The sequence below is a fragment of the Psychrobacter halodurans genome (genome assembly GCF_017498075.1).
Lineage (GTDB): Bacteria > Pseudomonadota > Gammaproteobacteria > Pseudomonadales > Moraxellaceae > Psychrobacter > Psychrobacter celer.
This window is the reverse complement of the sequence record NZ_JAGBKN010000003.1, coordinates 147,708-168,458: the sequence shown is the minus strand read 5'-3', so window position 1 is coordinate 168,458 and position 20,751 is coordinate 147,708. Positions and strand designations below refer to the sequence as shown.

The 20,751-nt window shown below is 47.2% G+C and carries 16 protein-coding genes and 1 tRNA gene; 7 read left to right on the top strand and 10 right to left on the bottom strand.

Features of this window, described 5'->3' with window-relative positions; translation table 11 throughout:
• The first annotated feature begins 379 nt into the window (after positions 1-379).
• Positions 380-1,510: an endonuclease/exonuclease/phosphatase family protein gene (locus tag J3491_RS02725; RefSeq protein ID WP_100749192.1), complete on the top strand. Its 1,131-nt coding sequence runs from the start codon at positions 380-382 to the stop codon at positions 1,508-1,510.
• Positions 1,511-2,077: 567 nt separating this feature from the next.
• Here the strand turns inward: J3491_RS02725 and J3491_RS02720 are convergent.
• Positions 2,078-2,153: transfer RNA gene (locus J3491_RS02720), tRNA-Asn, on the bottom strand.
• A gap of 257 nt (positions 2,154-2,410) precedes the next feature.
• Entirely contained in the window at positions 2,411-3,613 is a 1,203-nt protein-coding gene (locus J3491_RS02715; protein ID WP_207969118.1) for a pyridoxal phosphate-dependent aminotransferase, read from the bottom strand.
• A gap of 490 nt (positions 3,614-4,103) precedes the next feature.
• Here J3491_RS02715 and J3491_RS02710 point away from each other — a divergent pair, with 490 nt between their 5' ends.
• Together J3491_RS02710 and J3491_RS02705 are read left to right on the top strand one after the other, a co-directional pair.
• Complete coding sequence (locus J3491_RS02710; protein WP_075101554.1) at positions 4,104-4,649, top strand: acyl-CoA thioesterase; 546 nt, start codon at positions 4,104-4,106, stop codon at positions 4,647-4,649.
• A 110-nt stretch (positions 4,650-4,759) separates the two neighbouring features.
• Positions 4,760-5,845 carry a cation diffusion facilitator family transporter gene (locus tag J3491_RS02705; RefSeq protein WP_207969117.1) on the top strand — a complete coding sequence of 362 codons (1,086 nt, stop codon included), beginning with the start codon at positions 4,760-4,762 and terminating at the stop codon, positions 5,843-5,845.
• A 210-nt stretch (positions 5,846-6,055) separates the two neighbouring features.
• Here the strand turns inward: J3491_RS02705 and dps are convergent, their stop codons facing one another.
• Complete coding sequence (gene dps, locus J3491_RS02700; protein WP_075101556.1) at positions 6,056-6,538, bottom strand: DNA starvation/stationary phase protection protein Dps; 483 nt, start codon at positions 6,536-6,538, stop codon at positions 6,056-6,058.
• A 450-nt stretch (positions 6,539-6,988) separates the two neighbouring features.
• Here dps and uvrB point away from each other — a divergent pair, with 450 nt between their 5' ends.
• From uvrB to J3491_RS02685, 3 genes are all read left to right on the top strand, one after another.
• Positions 6,989-9,100 carry an excinuclease ABC subunit UvrB gene (uvrB, locus tag J3491_RS02695; RefSeq protein WP_207969116.1) on the top strand — a complete coding sequence of 704 codons (2,112 nt, stop codon included), beginning with the start codon at positions 6,989-6,991 and terminating at the stop codon, positions 9,098-9,100.
• Positions 9,101-9,368: 268 nt separating this feature from the next.
• On the top strand, positions 9,369-10,421 hold the full coding sequence (locus J3491_RS02690; protein WP_207969115.1) for a pyridoxal phosphate-dependent aminotransferase: 1,053 nt from the start codon (positions 9,369-9,371) through the stop codon (positions 10,419-10,421).
• A gap of 293 nt (positions 10,422-10,714) precedes the next feature.
• Positions 10,715-11,089: a hypothetical protein gene (locus tag J3491_RS02685; protein WP_207969114.1), complete on the top strand. Its 375-nt coding sequence runs from the start codon at positions 10,715-10,717 to the stop codon at positions 11,087-11,089.
• Positions 11,090-11,393: 304 nt separating this feature from the next.
• Here J3491_RS02685 and J3491_RS02680 read toward each other — a convergent pair whose 3' ends face one another.
• The 3 genes from J3491_RS02680 to J3491_RS02670 all read right to left on the bottom strand — a co-directional run bounded on the left by J3491_RS02680 (position 11,394) and on the right by J3491_RS02670 (position 14,712).
• Positions 11,394-13,088 (bottom strand): alkaline phosphatase D family protein, encoded by a 1,695-nt coding sequence (locus tag J3491_RS02680; protein WP_207969113.1) that lies wholly within the window; start codon positions 13,086-13,088, stop codon positions 11,394-11,396.
• A gap of 186 nt (positions 13,089-13,274) precedes the next feature.
• Positions 13,275-13,682, bottom strand: a complete 408-nt coding sequence (locus tag J3491_RS02675) for a hypothetical protein (RefSeq protein ID WP_207969112.1) — start codon at positions 13,680-13,682, stop codon at positions 13,275-13,277.
• Positions 13,683-14,196: 514 nt separating this feature from the next.
• Positions 14,197-14,712 (bottom strand): hypothetical protein, encoded by a 516-nt coding sequence (locus tag J3491_RS02670; protein WP_075101043.1) that lies wholly within the window; start codon positions 14,710-14,712, stop codon positions 14,197-14,199.
• A gap of 342 nt (positions 14,713-15,054) precedes the next feature.
• Between J3491_RS02670 and recJ the strand changes: the two genes are divergently transcribed.
• Complete coding sequence (recJ, locus tag J3491_RS02665) at positions 15,055-16,806, top strand: single-stranded-DNA-specific exonuclease RecJ (protein WP_207969111.1); 1,752 nt, start codon at positions 15,055-15,057, stop codon at positions 16,804-16,806.
• Positions 16,807-16,876: 70 nt separating this feature from the next.
• Here recJ and J3491_RS02660 read toward each other — a convergent pair whose 3' ends face one another.
• The 4 genes from J3491_RS02660 to queE form a co-directional block, all read right to left on the bottom strand.
• Positions 16,877-17,542, bottom strand: coding sequence for a trimeric intracellular cation channel family protein (locus J3491_RS02660; RefSeq protein WP_207969110.1), 666 nt, complete (start codon positions 17,540-17,542; stop codon positions 16,877-16,879).
• A 118-nt stretch (positions 17,543-17,660) separates the two neighbouring features.
• Complete coding sequence (locus tag J3491_RS02655) at positions 17,661-18,296, bottom strand: trimeric intracellular cation channel family protein (protein WP_207969109.1); 636 nt, start codon at positions 18,294-18,296, stop codon at positions 17,661-17,663.
• A 105-nt stretch (positions 18,297-18,401) separates the two neighbouring features.
• Positions 18,402-19,562, bottom strand: coding sequence for a multidrug resistance efflux transporter family protein (locus J3491_RS02650; protein WP_207969108.1), 1,161 nt, complete (start codon positions 19,560-19,562; stop codon positions 18,402-18,404).
• A 143-nt stretch (positions 19,563-19,705) separates the two neighbouring features.
• Entirely contained in the window at positions 19,706-20,437 is a 732-nt protein-coding gene (gene queE / locus J3491_RS02645; RefSeq protein ID WP_207969107.1) for a 7-carboxy-7-deazaguanine synthase QueE, read from the bottom strand.
• Between the last annotated feature and the right edge of the window lie 314 nt (positions 20,438-20,751).

Below are 20,751 nucleotides of genomic sequence, written 5' to 3'. Positions count from 1 at the left end.
TAAGCGTCTATTTTTACCAATGAAGCGGCAAAAAAGAGTCCTGTCCCTACGGCTGATGCTAAAATTGCGCCATACTGCGTTGCAAACCTAGCTAAACCATCTGCCTTATCGTCGCTTTGCGCCTTGTCTGGAAAAATTTTAGCGATCAGCAGTGCCTATTTGTGAATGTTCAACACGCCCTAGTATGCAGATACTTGACATTGTAATGTTTTATAGTTGTTGTCATATAATTCGGCTGTAGCAGTAGGCGTCACTGGATTGAAGTGCTAAAGTAAGCGCTAGCATCAGTATCGTGAGCCGTACGCCTAAAGATGCCTGAACACCCAACATATCTTATGCAGCGGCAAACCAAAATTTCAATCAACGGTTAATACATACTATGGATCTTTCACTATTATATTATTCTGTCCAGTGGCTAGCAGGGCTTGTCGCGTTTGTGACGATTTGGGGCTGGCTGCCGCTGGATAATTGGTGGGTGCGCGGTGTCGAGTTTCCTCGTATTCAGATCATGGTGCTGGGGGTGATCGCTTGGGTTGGTATGCTGGTATTTTGGCCAGACTGGCAGCTAGGGCAGTGGTTATTGTTTGTGGTTTTGAGCATCACATTGGCGTTTCAGCTAAGAATGGTGTTGCCCTATACCAAACTATGGAAAAAAGAAGTACAACAAGCAAAATCCAAACCTGCAGGGCAAGCGCATCAACTAAAACTCATGGTGTCAAATGTCCTAACGCCCAATGATCATACCCAAAAGCTGGTCGAGCTGGTCAAGCAAAAGCAGCCCGATATTTTAATCACCTTAGAGAGTGATAAAAAGTGGGAAAAAGCACTGGAGCAGATTGAGCCAGACTATCCTTATACCGTCAAGGTGCCATTAGACAATTTATATGGCATGCACCTATACTCGAAACTTGAACTGATCGATCCTGAGGTCAAGTATTTGATGATAGATGACATACCGTCGATTCACTCACAGCTGCGCCTGCAAAATGGTCAAGTGATTTGGCTATACTGCCTACACCCCATGCCACCCAGTCCTACTGAAGCCGACAAATCGACCACTCGCGATGCCGAGCTGCTAATGGTCGGCAAACACATCAAAGAGCACGATCAAACCGCCATACTGGCAGGCGATCTCAATGACGTGGCTTGGTCGAAGACGACGCGCCGCTTTCAGCGCATCTCAGGCTTGCTAGACCCGCGTATCGGTCGCCATTTTATCAATACCTTTCATGTCAATTATCCATTTTTGCGCTGGGCGCTTGATCATATTTTTCACAGTGCTTGCTTCACAGTCGTTGATATTCAGCGTTTGCCGTCTATAGGCTCTGACCACTTTCCAGTCATGACGACGCTGCAGTATGAGCCAGAGGAAGCCGAGCAACAACAAAAAAACGCCCCAACAGCCGAAGTAGACGATATCAAAGAGACAGATAACAAAATAGAAGAGGGCAAAGAAGAAGGCGAAAAAGTCTCTAAAGAGCATGCTAAAAAGCAGCAGTTATTGGGATAGAATAGGGTAGTAGGCTAGATTGGTTCTAGATAAGTCACGAGCCGCCAAACAAGGCAAGTGTGGCAGTAAGCGGGTGTACAAATGTAAGCATATGCTTACGCGAAATAAGGTCTTTAGCCTCTAGGCGCATCAAAGTGATTGCCCTACAATACAACCATCAACACAAGGAGAGGCAAGGATGCAGTGTTGAGGCAGTATCGATAAAAGCACAGGTCAGCCCGCTGTCTTATAGATGACTGTTTATGACTTAGGATAAGTCGACATGGAAGAAATAATAATAACAACAACATGAAGCGCCGTAAGCCCTGAACCAATCGCCCTAGGTTCGGGGCTTTTCTTTGTCTGCCTATCTTCTCTTTATTTGCTGATCTTAGCCGCCATACCACCGAGGCGTTACACTCCTTAAATTCCATGCTACAAGCGCCGAGCTAAAAGAAACCAGACTGCTGACAAAGCCAAACTGCATAAAAAACAGACGACCATAAAAAAACCCTCATCAAAGTGATGAGGGTTTTGGCAAATGCCATAATTGAATTAAAAATAATTCAAAATTTTACAACTAAAATGTGGCTCTCCAACCTGGGCTCGAACCAGGGACACACGGATTAACAGTCCGTTGCTCTACCAACTGAGCTATTGGAGAATAGGCTGTACGTACATGATACGTGACAACAAGACTTAGAAAGTCTCTAACGAGTTCTTGCTAAGTGGGGCGTATTCTAGCAAAGATAAAAAATACGTCAAGCCTTTTTTTGCATAAATTGCAAAGATTGTCATTTTAATGAGAAAAGAGAGCTATTTTATCAAAAGCCGTCATAAAAAAACGCCCACATAACAAATATGGGGCGTCTTTTTTATAGTTTTTAACAATCAAGCTATTTAGCTTAAAAGCCTTTTTGCTTATTCAGCAACGTCCAAGTCAGCCACGGCTTTTTCGATACGTGATAGCGCATCTTTTAGCGTCGCTTCGTCAGTGGCATAAGAGATGCGCATATAGCCGCCAAGACCAAAGGCATCACCAGGGACGACCGCTACGCCGACTTTATCCAGCAGCCATGCGGAAAACTCTGTACATGAAGACAGGCCAGCGGCTTTGATCAATGGCTTGATTTGAGGATAGACGTAAAATGCGCCATCAGGACGCAGGCACGTGATGCCTTTAATGGCATTTAGACCATCAACGACCAGATCACAACGCTTCTCAAAGGCTTCTACCATCGGTGCCAGTACGCTTTGGTCACCACTGATGGCGGCTTCGGCGGCCACTTGGCTGATAGAGGTTGGGCATGAAGTGGACTGCGACTGTACTTTTTTCATCGCGCCGATGAGTTTGGCAGGGCCACCAGCGTAGCCGATGCGCCAACCTGTCATGGCATAGGCTTTTGATACGCCGTTTAGGATGATGGCGCGCTCTTTTAGCTCAGGTGCGGCGTTTAAGATATTGTAGAATTTATCACCCGTCCAGCGAATGTGCTCATACATATCATCTGAGGCCACATAGACTTGTGGGTGTTTTTTCAATACTTCCGCAATGGCTTTTAGCTCATCCAACATATAGATCATACCTGTTGGGTTCGATGGGCTGTTTAGCACTAGCAGTTTGGTTTTGTCCGTGATGGCGGCTTCTAACTGCTCGGCGGTGATTTTGAAGTCTTGTGCTGCTGGGCATTCGACGATGACGGGTTTACCGCCTGCGATGATGACCATATCAGGATAGCTGACCCAGTAAGGTGCTGGGATGATGACTTCGTCGCCTGGATTGATAAAGGCTTGGGCAAGGTTAAAGAAAGACTGCTTACCACCGACCGATACTAGGATTTCATTTGGCTCATAGCTGATGTCGTTATCACGTTTGAACTTATCAATGATGGCTTTTTTGAGCTCTGGTGTACCATCGACAGCGGTGTACTTGGTAAAACCGTTATTGATTGCATCAATGGCTGCCTTTTTGATGTGCTCTGGCGTATCAAAGTCAGGTTCGCCAGCACCTAGGCCGATGATGTCTTTACCAGAGGCTTTTAGCTCTTTGGCTTTATTGGTAATCGCTAGCGTTGGTGATGGTTTGATGCTATTGACGCGGTCAGACAGTTGCAACTCGCTCATGAGGGATCCTTTTTATAGTGAAGGGTGGTTGGAGGTGGCTGATGTTAATTATATAACGTTTTTATCGTCATCAGGGCATGATGTTGATATATAGTCAATCCTAAATAAAACGGGCAGTGACTATATAGGCCACGTGCTACTGATAGGTAGTTTGCGCGGCCTTTGTCGGTGTAGTGCCTATTGTAAAGTAGCTCAACTGTAAAGAGGCTCAACTATAGACTGAATATTGTAGCACGCTGATATTTCGCTGTCGCATGGGGCTGGTAACAAAAATTATGGTGATGCTGCATAAAATTCATCCCAGCCACACTGTGTCGTTTTCTATTTATATTGAATTATCTATATTTACCGATGGGCTATTATTTATATTTTATTTACACAATGTAGACCATCTGATGACACAGGGGCGTTTGTGATATATAGCGAGCTGCTGTATAAATGATAAGCAAGCTAAAAACATAAATACGTGTACAACCCTTTAAGGAACATTATGCCGCAGTTCAACACCAGCTCCACCGCCAAAAAAGCCCCTTTAAACCACGAATTGTATATGTCGGTGCTGATGACGCCTGATATGGCAAATTTTATCGGCAATGTCCATGGTGGCGATTTGCTTAAGATGCTCGATCAGGTCGCTTATGCCTGTGCCAGCCGTTATAGCGGCAACTATGTGGTGACGCTATCGGTCGATCAAGTGATGTTTCGGGAGCCTATCTATGTCGGAGAGCTGGTGACATTTGCTGCTAGTGTCAATTATGTGGGTACGACTTCAATGGAGGTGGGTATTCGCGTTGAGGCCGAAGATGTGCGTGCGCGTACGGTACGCCATACCAATAGCTGCTATTTTACCATGGTTGCAATCGATGACAATGGTAAGCCAACGCCAGCGCCGCCTCTTGAGATCAAAAACGAGATGCAGCAATGCCGTGCCGATGCGGCCTTGGCGCGCAAAAAGCTGCGTATGGAGAGCTCACACCGCCCCAGTTGCGATATCGATAAGATGACTGGCGAGCGAGGTGGTGAGCCGCGTAGTTAGAGCATGCCCGGCAATCTGCACGGCAGGCGATTGTTTTCTTTTTATCTCACTATCTTTGCATCACTGCCCTATATAACCTGTTTATATGAGTCAGCGATAACGAGGCTAACATGACCATCAAGCCAAAAGACACCTTATCGAATGACGCGTTAGCACCGAGAGGCCGTACTCGCGGCACAGGCACTGTCAAAAACCAGTCTGACGACCAGACACATCGCCATGCTAAGCCGGCAGATAAAAAACCTGCGGGTTCATTGATTACGGTCTTGATCGCTGTTGGGGCAAATCTGATTATCGCCATTGCAAAGACGGTCGCGGCCTTTATGACTGGCTCTGCCTCTATGATTGCTGAGTCTGCGCACTCTTGGGCGGATGCTGGCAATGGGGCGCTGCTGATAGTCGCAGAAAAAAAGTCCGTCAAACCTGCCGATAGAAGCCATCCGCTCGGCTATGGTAAAGAGTCCTATGTCTGGTCGATGATTGCGGCTTTTGGCGTGTTTATGGCAGGCTCTATCGTCTCTATCTACACCGGTATCACCGAATGGAATGCCGCTGAGAGCGAGACCAACTATACCATCGGCTTTGTTATCTTGGCCATCGCCTTTGTCCTCGAGGGTTTTTCGTTGGTGCAGGCTTATTTGCAAAGTAAAAAACACGGCAAAGCCATCAATGTCAGTGCAATTGGTTATGTGGTCGACACCTCCAATCCAACACTGCGCGGGGTGTTTTTCGAGGACTTGGCAGCGGTTGTCGGTTTGGTAATCGCAGCGGCAGCGATGGGGATGCATGCTTATACAGGCCAGCCGTTTTGGGATGCGCTTGGCTCCATCATCGTGGGCGTGTTATTGGGCGCTGTGGCGATATTTTTGATCAGTCGTAACCGCGACTTTTTGGTTGGCTATAAAGTGTCTGATAGCATGCACGATTATGCGCTCAGTGAACTGCTCAACCACCCTGATATCGATAGCGTGTCGTACCTGCATTTAGAATGGGTCGGTCCCAAAAAGATATTTATGGTCGCTGCAGTCGATATCGCAGGCAACCAAAAAGAAGAAAAAATCGCGCAAAAATTTGAAGATATCGAAAACCAGTTTCGAGACAATCCCCTGTTTCAAGAAGCCATTCTCACGTTATCTGTACCAAATGCAGCCGTACTGACACCCCCTAGTGATGCAGGTAAAGCGCATCTTTCATAGCATGTTTTATGACATCAGCCAGCATCTCAACCAGCGCATAAATGACAAAGCGTGGTTAGGTTGACCTTAGTAATAAACATCGCATATTTATATTTATCACCACAAAAGTCGTACCCACAAAAAAAGCCACCTTTATTGGTGGCTTTTCTATGATTATTTTTCATTAATTATGATTATAAATTGATTTGACCGCTATGGATCAAGCCCATATTACTTCTTTGGAGCGTTGGCACCGATAAACCATGCGTCTTTGTCGACGATACGGCTCACCTCTGTTAATAAATCTGCCGTGTCTTCATCGCCTGCATCACCCGCGGTATCGATTGCTTCGCGCAGTGAGGCGGCGATGGTTTTGTAGCGTTTGGTCAGCTCGCGCACATGTTCATCGACCTCAGTGATATCGGTGGGATACGTCTCTAAAATCGAGTCCTCAACCACCCGTTTTGAGATGCCGTTGGCTTTACCACCCAATATTACGATGCGCTCAGCTACCGTGTCATAAGCTTCTGTCAGGCGCTCATAGGTCTCGTCTAGTAACTGATGCACACCGATAAAACCTGTGCCCTGAAGATTCCAGTGGCACTGCTTGCTATCCATGCTTAGATCGATCAAGTTGGCCAAATTGGCGTTTAGCAAATCCACCATTTTTTTGGCAGTGTCATCATTGATACCACTTGCATAACGTTCTCTCATATTTTGCTCCATTATTATCATTGTAAATAAAAAATCATTGGTTTAAGACGGTCTTAAATAGAATACTGAACTTGTTGTTATTGATGTATCCGTGGTCTTGCTGAATGAATCGTTATAAATGATAGCAGTTTGTCACGCGGTTGGAACCGTTAAGCATAGGCTTTATGAAGGGGTCATGTAATGGGTTTGTTAATCATGAAAGCCTTTGTAACGTTTGCAGGCGTTCTGTGAATTTTTATATTCAACTCTATTCAACAAGGGTGACTGACACCGCGATAATGGCAGCAAAATATATCGCCACCGCATCATAATTTGACTTAAAAAAGAGCCTTTTGGACGCAAAAAGCTCTAACGGGCAGCGATTGGTTAACCTTTAAAAACGGTGGATGGGGCCCCATATTGTTATAAACCTTGAGAATTGTTATAAACCTTGAGAAGAAGAAAACCAATATGCGAATGCCCGAACCGCGCTCGTCGCGTCAGTTAAATCAATTGGCCACTCAGCTACAAGGCGAAGCTGAAATCAGTGGTGTCAATGCGTCAGGAACGCAGATATCAAGCCGCGCCTTTGAGATGGTGACCGACTTTGAGCCAGCAGGCGATCAGCCGCAAGCGATTGAGAAATTGGTCAATGGTGTCAATAAAGGAATGGATGAGCAGTTACTTCTTGGCGTAACGGGCTCTGGTAAGACTTATACCATGGCCAAGGTCATCTCCGAAACTCAGCGCCCGACCATTATCATGGCGCACAACAAAACCCTTGCCGCCCAGCTATATGGTGAGTTTAAGTCGTTTTTCCCCAATAACGCTGTTGAGTATTTTGTCAGTTATTATGACTATTATCAGCCCGAGGCGTATGTGGCGGCCAGTGATACCTTTATCGAAAAAGACAGCGCCATCAATGATCATATCGACCAGATGCGTCTATCTGCGACGCGCGCCCTGCTTGAGCGCCGCGATGCCATCATTGTCGCATCCGTCTCTTGTATCTACGGTCTGGGTGATCCTGAGAGTTATCTTAAAATGCTCTTGCACGTCGTCGTCGGTGACAAGATCGATCGTACCGCGACCATCAAACGTCTGGTCGAGATGCAATATACCCGCAACGAGCTGGATTTTGGCCGTGGTACTTACCGTCTGCGCGGTGAGCTTTTGGATATCTACCCTGCAGAATCTGAGCAGCTCGCGGTACGTATTCATCTGTTTGATGATGAGGTAGAAAAAATCACATGGTTTGATCCCTTGACAGGCAAAACCGTGCGCAGCGTGCCGCGTATTACTATTTATCCAAAGTCGCATTATGTGACACCGCGTAATCGCCTTGAGGCCGCCAGCGAGACCATTCGTGCTGAGCTTGAGCCGCGTCTTGAGTATTTTCGTGACAACAATAAGCTGGTCGAAGCGCAGCGCCTCAAAGAGCGTACCCAGTACGATCTAGAAATGATTCAGCAGCTAGGTTACTGTAATGGTATCGAAAACTACTCACAGCATCTCTCTGGTCGGCCCTGGGGAGAGGCGCCGCCGACGTTGTTTGATTATGTACCAGAGGATGCGCTGCTGTTTATCGATGAGTCGCATGTGACGGTCTCGCAGATTGGAGCGATGTATAAAGGCGATAGATCACGCAAAGAAAACTTGGTGAACTATGGTTTTCGCCTGCCAAGCGCGATGAATAACCGGCCGATGAAGTTTGAAGAGTGGGAGCGTATCAAGCCCAAAACCATTTATGTCAGCGCCACGCCAGCACAATATGAGCTTGAGCGTAGTGAGCAAATCGTCGAGCAAGTGGTACGTCCGACGGGGCTGATTGACCCTGAGATTGAGATACGTCCTGTATTGACCCAAGTCGATGATGTGCTCTCAGAGATTACCAAACGCCGTGAGCTTGATGAGCGTGTGCTGATTACCACCTTGACCAAACGCATGGCGGAGGATTTGACCAGCTATCTTCAGGAGTATGATGTCAAGGTCGCCTATCTGCACTCAGACATCGATACGGTGGAGCGCATGCAGATTATCCATGAGCTGCGTACGGGTGTGCACGATGTGCTGGTCGGTATTAACCTCTTGCGTGAAGGACTGGATATGCCTGAGGTGTCATTGGTGGCGATATTTGATGCCGACAAAGAAGGGTTTTTGCGCTCTGAGAGATCTTTAATTCAGACCATCGGCCGCGCCGCGCGCCACTTAAATGGTAAAGCGATTCTTTATGCCGATCGTATGACGCCGAGTATGGAAAAGGCGATAGAGGAAACCGATCGCCGCCGCGAAAAGCAGATTGCCTTTAACATCGAGCATAATATCACGCCAAAAGGTGCGCGCCGTAGCATCACCGATAAGATTGATACCGGTGAGAGTGTGGATGCCAATGACAATCAAGTGATCCCAGTCAAGAGCAACCTGCCTGATGTTGATATCAGTATCTTGCGTAGCCCTGATTTGCTCGCCAAAGAAATCAAACGTTTAGAGAAGCAGATGCAGCAGCTGTCTCGCGATCTCAAGTTTGAGGAAGCCGCAAAAACGCGTGACAAAGTCTTAGAGCTAAAAGCGCATTTGCTCTAATAAATTATTTGTATTGTCATTAACATTTCTTTGTATTTAAATGTTAAAAGGTGAGTTGCATATTTGTAGCTCACCTTTTTATGATCTACTAAACACTTGAAATAATATGGCTTTTTGCCGAATACAATTAATAACTTATGTTTTGGGTTTGGGGAACTTGTAATCATACCAAATGCCACTTAATATGATATCAATGATTAAATTTGATCTTATTCTTACTCTTACTCTTACTCATACTCTCCACTGACAGTTAGGTGTATCGTCCATCATGCAAAATAATAAAATGATAGAGTTAAATGCGAACGAAAACTCGCTGGGCATGTCGGATTCTGCCAAAAAAGCCGTTACAGAGTCTTTAAGTGAAGGTTTTCGTTATCCAGATAATGCACGTGCTGCACTCATTAGTAAAGTTGCCAGCATTCATGGCGTGGCAGAAAACCAAATCTCATTGGGTAATGGCTCGACTGAAAATATGCGAGCTACCATTCAGATGCTGCAACATAAAGCATTTACGGAGGGCCGAGAGTTTCAGATGGTAATCCCTGTACCAACGTTTGATTGCGCAGAGATGTATGCAAACTCTATCGGGGCGTCTGTAGTCAAGATACCATTAACTGCCGAAAACTATGATTTAGATCTTCAAAGACTGCAAAAAGCGGCCGACGAGTTTAGCGGTATTAGCTTGTTATATGTTTGTAATCCTAATAATCCAACCGGAACCATTACATCAACGAACCAGCTTAAAACATGGATAGGTAACGCACCAGACAACCACTACTTTTTATTAGATCAAGCTTACTTAGAATACGTGAATGACCCAAGCTTTGAGAGTGGGGTTGAGTGGGTAAAACAAGGGTTATCAGACAATCTTATTGTGATTCATACTTTCTCAAAGTTATGTGCCTTGGCTGGTATGCGAGTGGGCTATGCGATTTCTAACCCGAAAGCTATTGAAGCTGTCGAAGCATTTATGTCTATGGATAACACCAACTTATCAGGTGCGGTCGCCGCCATTGCGACATTAAATGATGCAGAGTTTTTAGAGTTAAGTTTGCGCACGACCAATCAGTCGCGCCAGATGATTGAAACAGTATTGGACGAGCTTGGACTTCGCTACTTACCATCCCAGACCAATTTTATTTTTCATGAAATAAAAGGTGACTTAAAAACCTACATCGCTAGAATGCGAGACAGTGGCATCAAGGTCGGTCGAGACTTTCCACCTGTCACGGGGTTCAACCGCGTAACGTTGGGTACGCCTGATGAGATGGCAGTATTTATCGAAGTGCTAAAGTCGTTTCGCAAAAAAGGCTGGGTGTGATAAGCCTCTAAACAAGCCATCCACTTTTACCAACATCAAACGCAGTTTTACATATCCCGCCTTAAAAAACAGCCATGCCTCTTATAGGATAAAGAAATCAAGCACGCTCTAGCCACCCGATGAATCAAAGCCAGTATTGGGCGCTCGTCATAAAGATAAGTATAACGGCAGGGGCAGGCGTGCGACTGTATGGTTGAATCCTATAACACTGATGCCAGTAGTATTGGCAATATCAGCATTTTTAGAATAAGGACACGCACCAGTAAAAGCTATTAAGAATAAAGGATGGATATATGTTTGATATCAAGTCGTTTTTTAAGCGAGAAGTAGAAAAAAAGCTTATTGATGTGGATGATTATATTTTTATGCCCGAGCGCGTCGAGATGATGCTCGAAGGCGGTCAGTTAAATTGCGTGCTAAACAGTGATGGCCGCGTCGATATTTTTTATAGTAAGCAGGGCGTGACAGAGGTCAGTTCAGCGGCGCGCAAGCATCCCTTTACCGCATTTGAGACCGAGTTACATCACGGTGTTTATGATGATGTGATTCATGATTTGATCAAAGAAGTCGATAAAATCATCGATAGCTCGTCCAAGTATTTTCGCCGCAGTAAAATATTGCCAACGGCGGCGGCTTTGCCTAGCAGCTCTGCGGCGACTGATAAGTAGTCATCAGTGAACAGTGAATGCAGCAGATGAGTTTAAAATTGCTAAATATGCTTAAAAACCACAAATAGTAAAAGGGTGCGTCAGCTAACGCACCCTTTTGCTATCAGACAGTTAAGATCGGATATAGTCGGTTTTAAAGAAAACAGATACATTAGATGCCAACGCGGCACTGGTATAAATCTTTTTGCCGTACTATGCCTGCACCGCTCGATGTTGCGTAAAACTCATCCCAGTCTCGCTGTTTCGTTTTTATACTGAAATACTGAACTCACTGTCGTTCAATAGTTCAGTGGGCGCTAAAGATTTATGCCTCGCTCATCGCCGCTGGGTTTGTTGTCGTCTTTTTGATTGATACGGCCTTGTCCGCCGCGGCTAGGGCAGCCACATTGCTGATAGGGCGAGACTGGACTGCATCAACTAAATGATGGGCGCGTGATTGTGTGGCCAATCCTTTGGCAAACTGGGTGCTACTATCACGGACGGTGAGCGTATCGGTATAGTACCATTCACACTGAAACGCCTGCTCGGTGATGTCTAGTAGCATATAGCCGTGGTCGGTTTGGTTGTTAAACTTTTGGTGCGGATTGACGTCGGGCCCTGTATTTGGCTCAGTAAAGGCAAGTGAGGTGAGGGCAGGGCAAACAAACTCAACCGCCAGCGCACCTGCACCAGTTGCTGGATTATAGCTGTCACTATCAAAAGGGTTTTTGGCGACATCAAAGGCAAAAGAGGCGTGATAGTCCCCCGTCAACACGACGGTGTTTTTGATGTCGTTATTGTCAATATAGTCTAATAGGCGATCGCGCGCACTGGCATAGCCGTTCCAGATGTCGCCTGAGCTGCTGGCAAAAGCGCCTTTAAAAGGTGACAAGATTACTTGCTGACCCAATATTTGCCATGTGGCGCCACGGCGTTTGCTCTCAGACATATTCAGATAGAGCCAGTTTTCTTGCTCAAGCCCCAATAGCTGGCGTTCTGGCTCCTGACTGGCGGCTGCATCGAGCTTTTCGCGGCCAAAGATGCGCGTGTCGAGCATGTTTAAATCAAACAATTTACCAAACTCAAAACGCCGATAAATACGTAGCTGGCTGTCAAGAGCATTGCTTTTGTCGTCCCGAATGGGCATCCACTCATGATACGCACGGACAGCCGCCATTTTGCGCTCTAAATAGCTGCCTTTGCTGTCGTTATGAAAGCGTGCACCCCCTTTCCATGAGTTATCAGCGATTTCATGGTCGTCCCAAACCGCGATAAAAGGATGCTGGCGATGGCATTCTTGTAGGTCGATATCCGTGCGATAACACGCATAGCGTTGGCGATAGTCGTCTAGGCTGATGATCTCGTTTTTGGGAAACAGCGGGCGCTCTTCTATCAGTGACTGATCGCGATAAAACCCTTCCTTGTATTCATAGATATAATCTCCCAAATGCACCACGGCGGAGATATCGGCTTGTTTGGCGATATGGGCATAGCCATTAAAGTACCCAAAACCATAGTTGGAGCAGGACACCACTGCCAAGCGCACACGCTCTATCTCGCTCGCTGCCATATCAGACGGCGGAATGGTACGGGTACGGCCAGTAGGCGAGATATAGCCCAGGGCTTCAAAGGTATAATAATACGTGGTATCAGGCTGAAGGGAGGTGGGGTCGACTTTGATAGTAAAGTCAGAGGCGGCGGTAGCAATGGCGCGGCCTTGGGCGACGATATTGGTCAGATCAGGGTCTGTGGCGACCTTATAGCCGACAGGGATGCTGGTGGCCTCAATACTGCCGTCATTGGTGATACGGGTCCACAGTATCACCCTATCTTGTAGTGGGTCGCCACTTGCGATGCCATGTACAAAGGGCTGGGCACCTTGGTAACCCAAATCATCGACGTCGTCTAGTGCCACCACGGGGCGCTCGTCATCGTCTGATGAGCAGGCGCTCAGCTGCGTCAACAGAGTCCCCGCCACGGTCGCTTGACCGCCCATTTTTATAAAATCACGTCTTTTCATCATTCATCCTTGATCTGATACAAAAGTAAAGTCCATTGACTGATAATCTATCGTAATAGACAGCGTGACGCAATCGTTAACCTGCCTATTGGCGTTATATCTACTGATAAAGGATTTTAATTAATGATAAAGGATTTTGACTAACGGGAGGTATGCTTGAGTAAATCGCATTCCATGACAGTCTAATTATTTCATAAAACTTGCATAGCAGCTCTGCAGTGATTTTGCGACGACTCGGGTAACCAGCTGCGTGCGATAGCTAGGGTCGATGGCCGCGTTGCCCAGCTCGACGAGGCTGACTTGCTGCGGGGCTTGCTCACTGACGCAGCCACAGACATTGCTTTTTATGGTTTCTTGCTGCGTCTCGGTCATGGCAACGCTAGCGATACGCCACGCATTTTGTTTTTCGATTTGGCTGCGGCATTGGTTGTCAATGGCTGCGCGAAACACATTCATACCGATCTCATTGGCGGTACCAATGGCAGTGCCAGCGTCATTATTGACGCCGCCTGTGGTGGTGCAGCCGCTCAAGGCAAGCGCAGTCAGTAAGGCAGTAGATGCCAGTGTTTTTTTTGTAAGCCCGTGTTTTTTCACAGAATACTCCTTGGTATGGTTATAAAAATAATGGTTGTAAAGGTAATGGTTATAAAGATAAACATGGTGCCACGATAGTCCTAAAAAAGCACATAAAAAAACCAGCAAAGGCCATTTATTTTGGTCTTCGCTGGCGTTTTAGGATCGCGCAGAGCATCAAAGCGAGACTGAAATAAGTAGATCCCAGTCTAGCGAACTGATGCAGCGTATCTTTTTTATATAGGGCGTGTTGGACATTCAAATGTGGCACTGGCGGCGGCTATTTTTCAGGCAATACGCAGTGAAATTTTCGAAGCCTAGTCATTCTAGGGTAGACAATTTCGTCATGTATTGGCAAAAAATAGCCCCGCCCCGAAGGGCTGATGCTAAAATCACCCCAAACGGTGTTGTAAACCTAGCTAAGGCCTCGACATTATCGTCGGTTTACGCCTAGTTTAGTGAGGTTTTATCTATCAGCAGTCCTAATATTTGAATGTTCAATACGCCCTAGTTCTTTTATTTAGTAATGCCGATATTAGACGTTTTTACCGTGCTGCTTTTGCTGAATGTCTTTGGCCAACTTATAGCAGTCGTTGATATGGTCGGTGGCGATTTTCTTAAAAATAGTATAGCCCATCGTTGCAGCCACCAACTGCCCACCCAACGGGATAAATTTGGTCACTTGTTTGGCAGCGATACGACCACCAAAACCTTGAATGGTTTTTTTGACGAGACCGCGCGTCGCCATCAAACCTGCAAAGTCAACCGTACGGTCTCTAATCGCGCTCCAGTGCACTTCGCGTGACTCCAAGTCAATCGCTGATTTACGGTCTTCGATCAAGCCAAAGCGCTCACTGATCTCAGGGATGAGCTGGGTCAACATGCCTGCATCGACTGCCACATCAAAAAATGGCACAGGTACGATGGCGACACCAGCTGAGACTCTGGCACGTTTTTTGACTAAACCCAGACATTCTTGTTTGACTTTATCAAGATCAAGATTGGGGTCGATGGTATTAGGGAGTTTTTCAGCGACTGGTGTGGTTTTCATAAAAGGTCCTTGTACGTTTTTTTAGATAATGAATAATAGGGTTTTTATATCACTCACAGTGAAAATATATTGATTGACATCTATTTTATGGATTTATCGGTAGCATACAATCATCGCTTTGTAGCAAAATGCAGAAAATTACAGTCACTGTGCACCGTTTTTGTAAAGTTAGCCTAAGCCAGAGGTGTGCGCAAACATAGAGCGTAAGCACTGTATGTGCTGCTGAAGGCTGACAAAGTGTTTTAAAAAGTGTTTTAAGAAGTCAAAAGCAATCGTAAAGAATAAACCTGACCGCTATAAATTGGCATTGTGACCCTGCATGAAAGCCAGTAGAATACCATCATGCTAAATTTAACCCCCCGTTATACCAGCACTCGCATCGACGAGTTGCCCGCCGCTTTGCAGCCTCTTGCCGCCCATTCACCGACGCTTGCCCGACTATACGCTGGTCGCGGCATCACCAATCCTGAGCAGCTGGAGATCAGTCTCTCTGGGCTACTGCCCGCTGAGCAGCTGCATGGTGTCACCAAAGCTGTGGATCTGTTAGATGCTGCCATTGATAAAGGTCAGCGGATTTTGATCGTCGGCGACTTTGACTGCGACGGCGCGACCAGCACGGCGCTGATGATGCGCGTGCTCACTAAGATGGGCGCGGTGGTGGACTTTTTGGTGCCAGATCGCTTTAAGTATGGCTATGGGCTGACGCCTGAGATTGTGGAGCTGGGGATAGAGACTTATCAGCCAGATATGATCGTGACGGTGGACAATGGCATCTCCAGTCATGAAGGTGTCGCCCGTGCGCAGGCCGATGGCATTACGGTGATTATCACCGACCATCACTTGACCACCAAAGCGACCCCGCCAGCTGAAGCGGTGGTCAATCCCAATCAGCTCGACTGTCATTTTTCCAGCAAAGCATTGGTGGGGGTTGGCGTGGCGTTTTATGTGCTGGGCCGCTTGGCAAAACGACGCCGTACAGCTGGTAAGTCCACTGTACAAGTCAGCCAGTATTTAGATTTGGTGGCGCTTGGCACGATTGCTGATGTTGGCGTACTGGACAAAAACAACCGTATCTTGGTGCATCATGGGCTAACTGCCATTCGTCAAGGACGCTGCTGCATGGGTATCTTGGCGCTCCTCGAGCAAGCAGGCCGTGATCCAAAGCAGCTGCACGCGCAGGACTTTGGGTTTGTCTTAGGCCCTCGTATCAACGCTGCTGGGCGTATGGATAACATGCGTATCGGCATTGAGTGCTTGTTGACCGAAGACTGGCACACCGCACAGCGTTTGGCGCAAGAGCTAGAACAGCTAAACCGTACGCGCCGTCAGGTAGAAGGCGAGATGCGGGCGCAGGCGGACAATATCGTACAAACGCTAGCAGGCACCGCCAGTAGCACCGATAAGCGCAGTATTATTTTGTATCAAGACGATTGGCACCAAGGCGTCATCGGTATCGTCGCTGGACGATTAAAAGAAACGCATTATCTGCCCAGCATTGTCTTTGCGCCAGCAGATAAAGCGTGTACCGGAGACGATGATGCGATCAAAGGCTCTGCGCGGTCGATTGCAGGCGTGCATATTCGTGATGCCATTGAGCTGGTCGCTGAGCGCTATCCTGACTTGATCAGTCACTTTGGTGGCCATGCGATGGCGGCAGGCTTGACGATCAAGCGTCGTCACTTTGACGGGTTTGTGGCGGCATTCAATGAGGTCATGGCAGAGATAGATGACGAGGTGTTTGCTGAGCAAAAACTCACTGACGGGCCACTGCAGGCCAGCGACTTTAGCCTATGGTTTGCCGAGCATTTGGCAGATGCCAGTATCTGGGGTCATGGCTTTGCACCGCCGATATTTGATGGGGTATTTGAGGTATTAAGCTTTAAGGTTTTAAAAGACAAGCACTTGAAGCTATCACTGCGTTATCCCGACGTGCAGTATCCGATTGACGCCATTTATTTTAACTTTGATAGCGCGGCGTGGGATTATCGCGCCCAGCAAGTGCATGTATTGTTTGAGCTGGACATCAACGAGTGGAACGGCAAACAAAGCTTACAACTCATGATCAAAGACTTGGCAGTGGTAGCAGCGGCGTAGCTCGTAAAGCGCTTTTACCGCCAGTGCTTTGACTGTTTAGCATTGAGACCCGCGTGCCAGCGCCGTGTGATTAATATCGCCATTCTATGGTCGGAAACTGCCAATCATAACGTATCGCCAGCATGCGCAAAATAAAAATCGTACTCATCGCTGAGACGTCAGCCACCCAAGGCGTCACGCCGAGATTGTGCAGCGCAAAGTAGAGAATGCCGCCTGCCAACGCCGCGGTGATATAAATCTCTTGCTGCAAAACCAGCGGTATCTCATTGCAGATCATATCGCGGATAATACCGCCGACCACAATGGTAATTACCCCTAGGAGTAAGGCCACTGGCACGTTGGCGTCCATACTGTCTGCGACTTTGATGCCGATGAGGGTAAAGGCTGATAGGCCAATGGTGTCTGAGAGTTTGAGAAACCTATCGACGCGTCTGGAGTTTGGGTGAAAAAATATCTGCATCACCAGTGAAGACAAAGTAATGACGGTCAAGTAGCTCATATCGACCATCCAAAACAGCGGATGACGGTCTAAAATGACATCACGTACCGTACCGCCACCGATGGCAGTGACAATAGACACCAGCAGACAACCAAAGACATCGAAGTTTTTGTGCTTAGCCAGTATCGTACCTGAGACGCTACAAGCGACGATACCGATCATATCAAACAGATATATCAGCGAGCGCGGATCGAACGTGGTGATCAGAGCAGCAGGGTCTAATGCGATGGTCAACATGCGCAAGTCTCATTAGGTGAGGATGGGGCAGCGGGTCGAATCGGCAGAAGAGGACAGAGGCTATCTGCAATCAATCTGACAATCTGATATTAGTTAGCTGCCAATGAATCGTCAACCCTTAATCAACTAAGCGAATAGACGGCAGATGCCAGTCAAACCTCAGTGCCAACATCCGCACGGCAAAAATCACAAACAGCATAATAAACTCATTGATGCCAGCATCGACCCCCAAATACTGCAGCAGCAGATAGGTTGTAGAGCCTATGATGCTGGCCGTGATATAAATCTCACGCTGTAGCACCAGCGGTATCTCATTACAGATAATATCACGTAATAGCCCACCGATAATCGCGGTCCAAACCCCCATCATAATCGCAATAATCGGTGACATATCTTGCGTGAGCGCCACCTTAAAACCAATGACACTAAATGCGGCCAAGCCAATAGCATCAAAGAGCTTTAGCGCATTGTCAATATTATGATAAAGGTGAAAAAATATCTGTAAAATAAGCGAGGTCACCGTGATGACGATCACATAATTGAGATCCGTCATCCAAAACAGCGGATGACGATCAAGCGCCATATCACGTAGTGTACCACCGCCGATGGCATTGACCAGCGATACCAAAATACAGCCAGCAATATCAAAGCCTTTGTGCTGCGCCAGCAAGGTCCCCGCGATCGCGCAGGCTATCACCCCTACCATATCCAGTAAGTACAACAAGATATCAGGGAAAATCAAATCATTAACCATCGTTATAGTACCAAGTCGTGACCGTCAAAATGAGATGACTGAGCGCAATAAAGGCTATTGCATTCGTCGTGTAGCAAAAAAATCAACGAGACAGCTGTGTACGACTTAGCCATCCTTGGCAAAAAATATCAGCCCGATAATGATCAAACCAATACCGAGCAAACCCATCGCTGAAGGTATCGAGTTACCCAGTAATAATATCCCACCGATAAGGGCAAATATCACCTCACTGGCTTGGGTGGCATCGACGCCAGCCACCTCGCTTGAGGTCACCGCCTGACCGCGCGCGTACAAAAATATAGTAGTAGCCGCCACCCCGGCCAACAAAGCCACCAGTAATGTATTAAACACCTGTGTGCTATCGGGCAGCTCGGGTCGCACTATCATGCCCAAAAGCAGCCAAAATGGCAAACTCCCCAGAGTCATTAGCCAAACTTTGTTAAAGGCATTGTGTAGTAAGGTAGTCTCAATCGAGGGAATACGATGGATCAGAGTTTGCAGTAGTGACGGCGCAGGTGCGGCGGCAGGCAGAGCATTTAGAGCGATGCTGGTGGTACTAGTGTCATATAAAGTAGGCGGCAGATCATAAGCTTCTGAGATGAGTGGCTCGTCATGGGTGTCGGCAATGCCAGATACGGCGTGCGACTGATCTGCCAAGTCAGTGGGTAACGCTGGCGTGCGGGAATTACGAGTAACTTGCCAGACCAACTGGTTGCCAATCGGGTAGCTAAAAGCGGCAATAAGGGCGGGCAGTGCGCCATAGAGCAGCATCTGTGCCATAGGGACGGCATGGGCAATATCAGTGTCGGCAAGTGCAGCGGCGTGCAAGCCCTCACTGACATTGACCATCACCACCCCAACAAACACTAAAAGGGCATAAAGGATGAATTTTTTATCAAAACGCTGGCCAAAGACCATCAGCACCAATAAGCTGGTCACGACGGTAAACATAAAGGTCGCCGCGACCACCCAGCCTGCCACATGATCGGCGGCATAGCAGATACCTGCATAAAACAGCCCAAAGCCAATACTGCCTGTGAGACACCAAAAAACCCAGTGCTGAAAAAAGACCGCTGTCAAAGCTTTGAGGCACCCCATCCCTTGCTGAAACAAGATGATGCCGGTGATTATCAGCCACATAAAGACATAGCGCAGACTCGCCGACCAAAACCAGTGGCCGCCTGCCGCGCTCATCATCTCATTTAAAATAAATGTCGAGCTAAAAAACGCGCCCGCCACTAAGCCCAGTAGTATTAGCTTGACCATCCTTGTGCCCTTATCCTTATTTCCGTGTCGTGTGAGCGATTTATACCGTTTTTCTTGTATCCTTGATACAGCTATTTAGGCGTTTAGGATAACGCCGAGGCGATGTCCTATCGTTATTTACCTTTTCACTGTTTGCCTGTTCACTATTTACCTTTAACATCTGCCCAAATGATTTTGTGCAATTGCAGCTGAAAGCGCACGGGCAGGGCGTCGGTCAGTATCCATTCGGCAAGCTCGCGGGCAAGCACAGGCACCTCTGGACTGACCGCGTCATCGATATCATCTGCAATAGTAAACATCGGCGAAAACCAAACCGTGCCGACGCGTTTATCCAGCTGATGCTCAATGAGTGTGGCTTTTGCCCAGTCATAGTCAGTGCGGTTCATAATGACAAACTTAATCTGATCATGCTGGGTTAAGTGGTCAAGATTTGACCAAAGGTTTTTATCAGCTTCGCCTGAGCTTGGAGTTTTGAGATCCATGACTTTGCTGACCGCCGCTGGTACGTCTTTGACACTGAGCGCCCCTGCCGTCTCAAGGGAAATCTCATAGCCATCGCTGAGCAGGCGTTGCATCAGCTCGATGGCATTGGGCTGCGCCAATGGTTCACCGCCCGTCAGACAAATCCGCTTGCACGGATAGGTTTTGATTGTCGCTATGATGGCATCTAATGACTGACGCTCGCCACCTGTAAAGGCATACTTAGTATCGCAGTAGACGCATCTGAGCGGACAGCCGGTTAAGCGGACAAATATGGTCGGTAAGCCTGAGGTCAGCGCCTCACCTTGTAGCGAGTAAAAAATCTCTGTCAAACGCAGACCTGCGCTCGGGTCGGTGACAGGAATGGCGGCGGTGCGTAACGGCGACTGGTTCATAATGGTTTCAAATACAATATAGTTTCAACGACAAGTGAGCGTTGATAAGGCGATAGTTTGATAAAACGCTCGGCGATAAGCTTGTGCAAAAAGTCAGGTCGTAGGTGCGGCCGATTTATGCGAGGATAGCGCAAAAAATCACGGTGAATTATAACGTAACCAATGATATTACACTGCGGCTAATACATAAAAAATTAAAACATAAAAAAAGATGCTGAAGCCATGCTCCAGCATCTGTATATAAAGCTATTTTACTAGGGCGTGTCCTCATTTTAAAAATGGTGATAAAAATGAGATAAATCGCAGTCAAACAA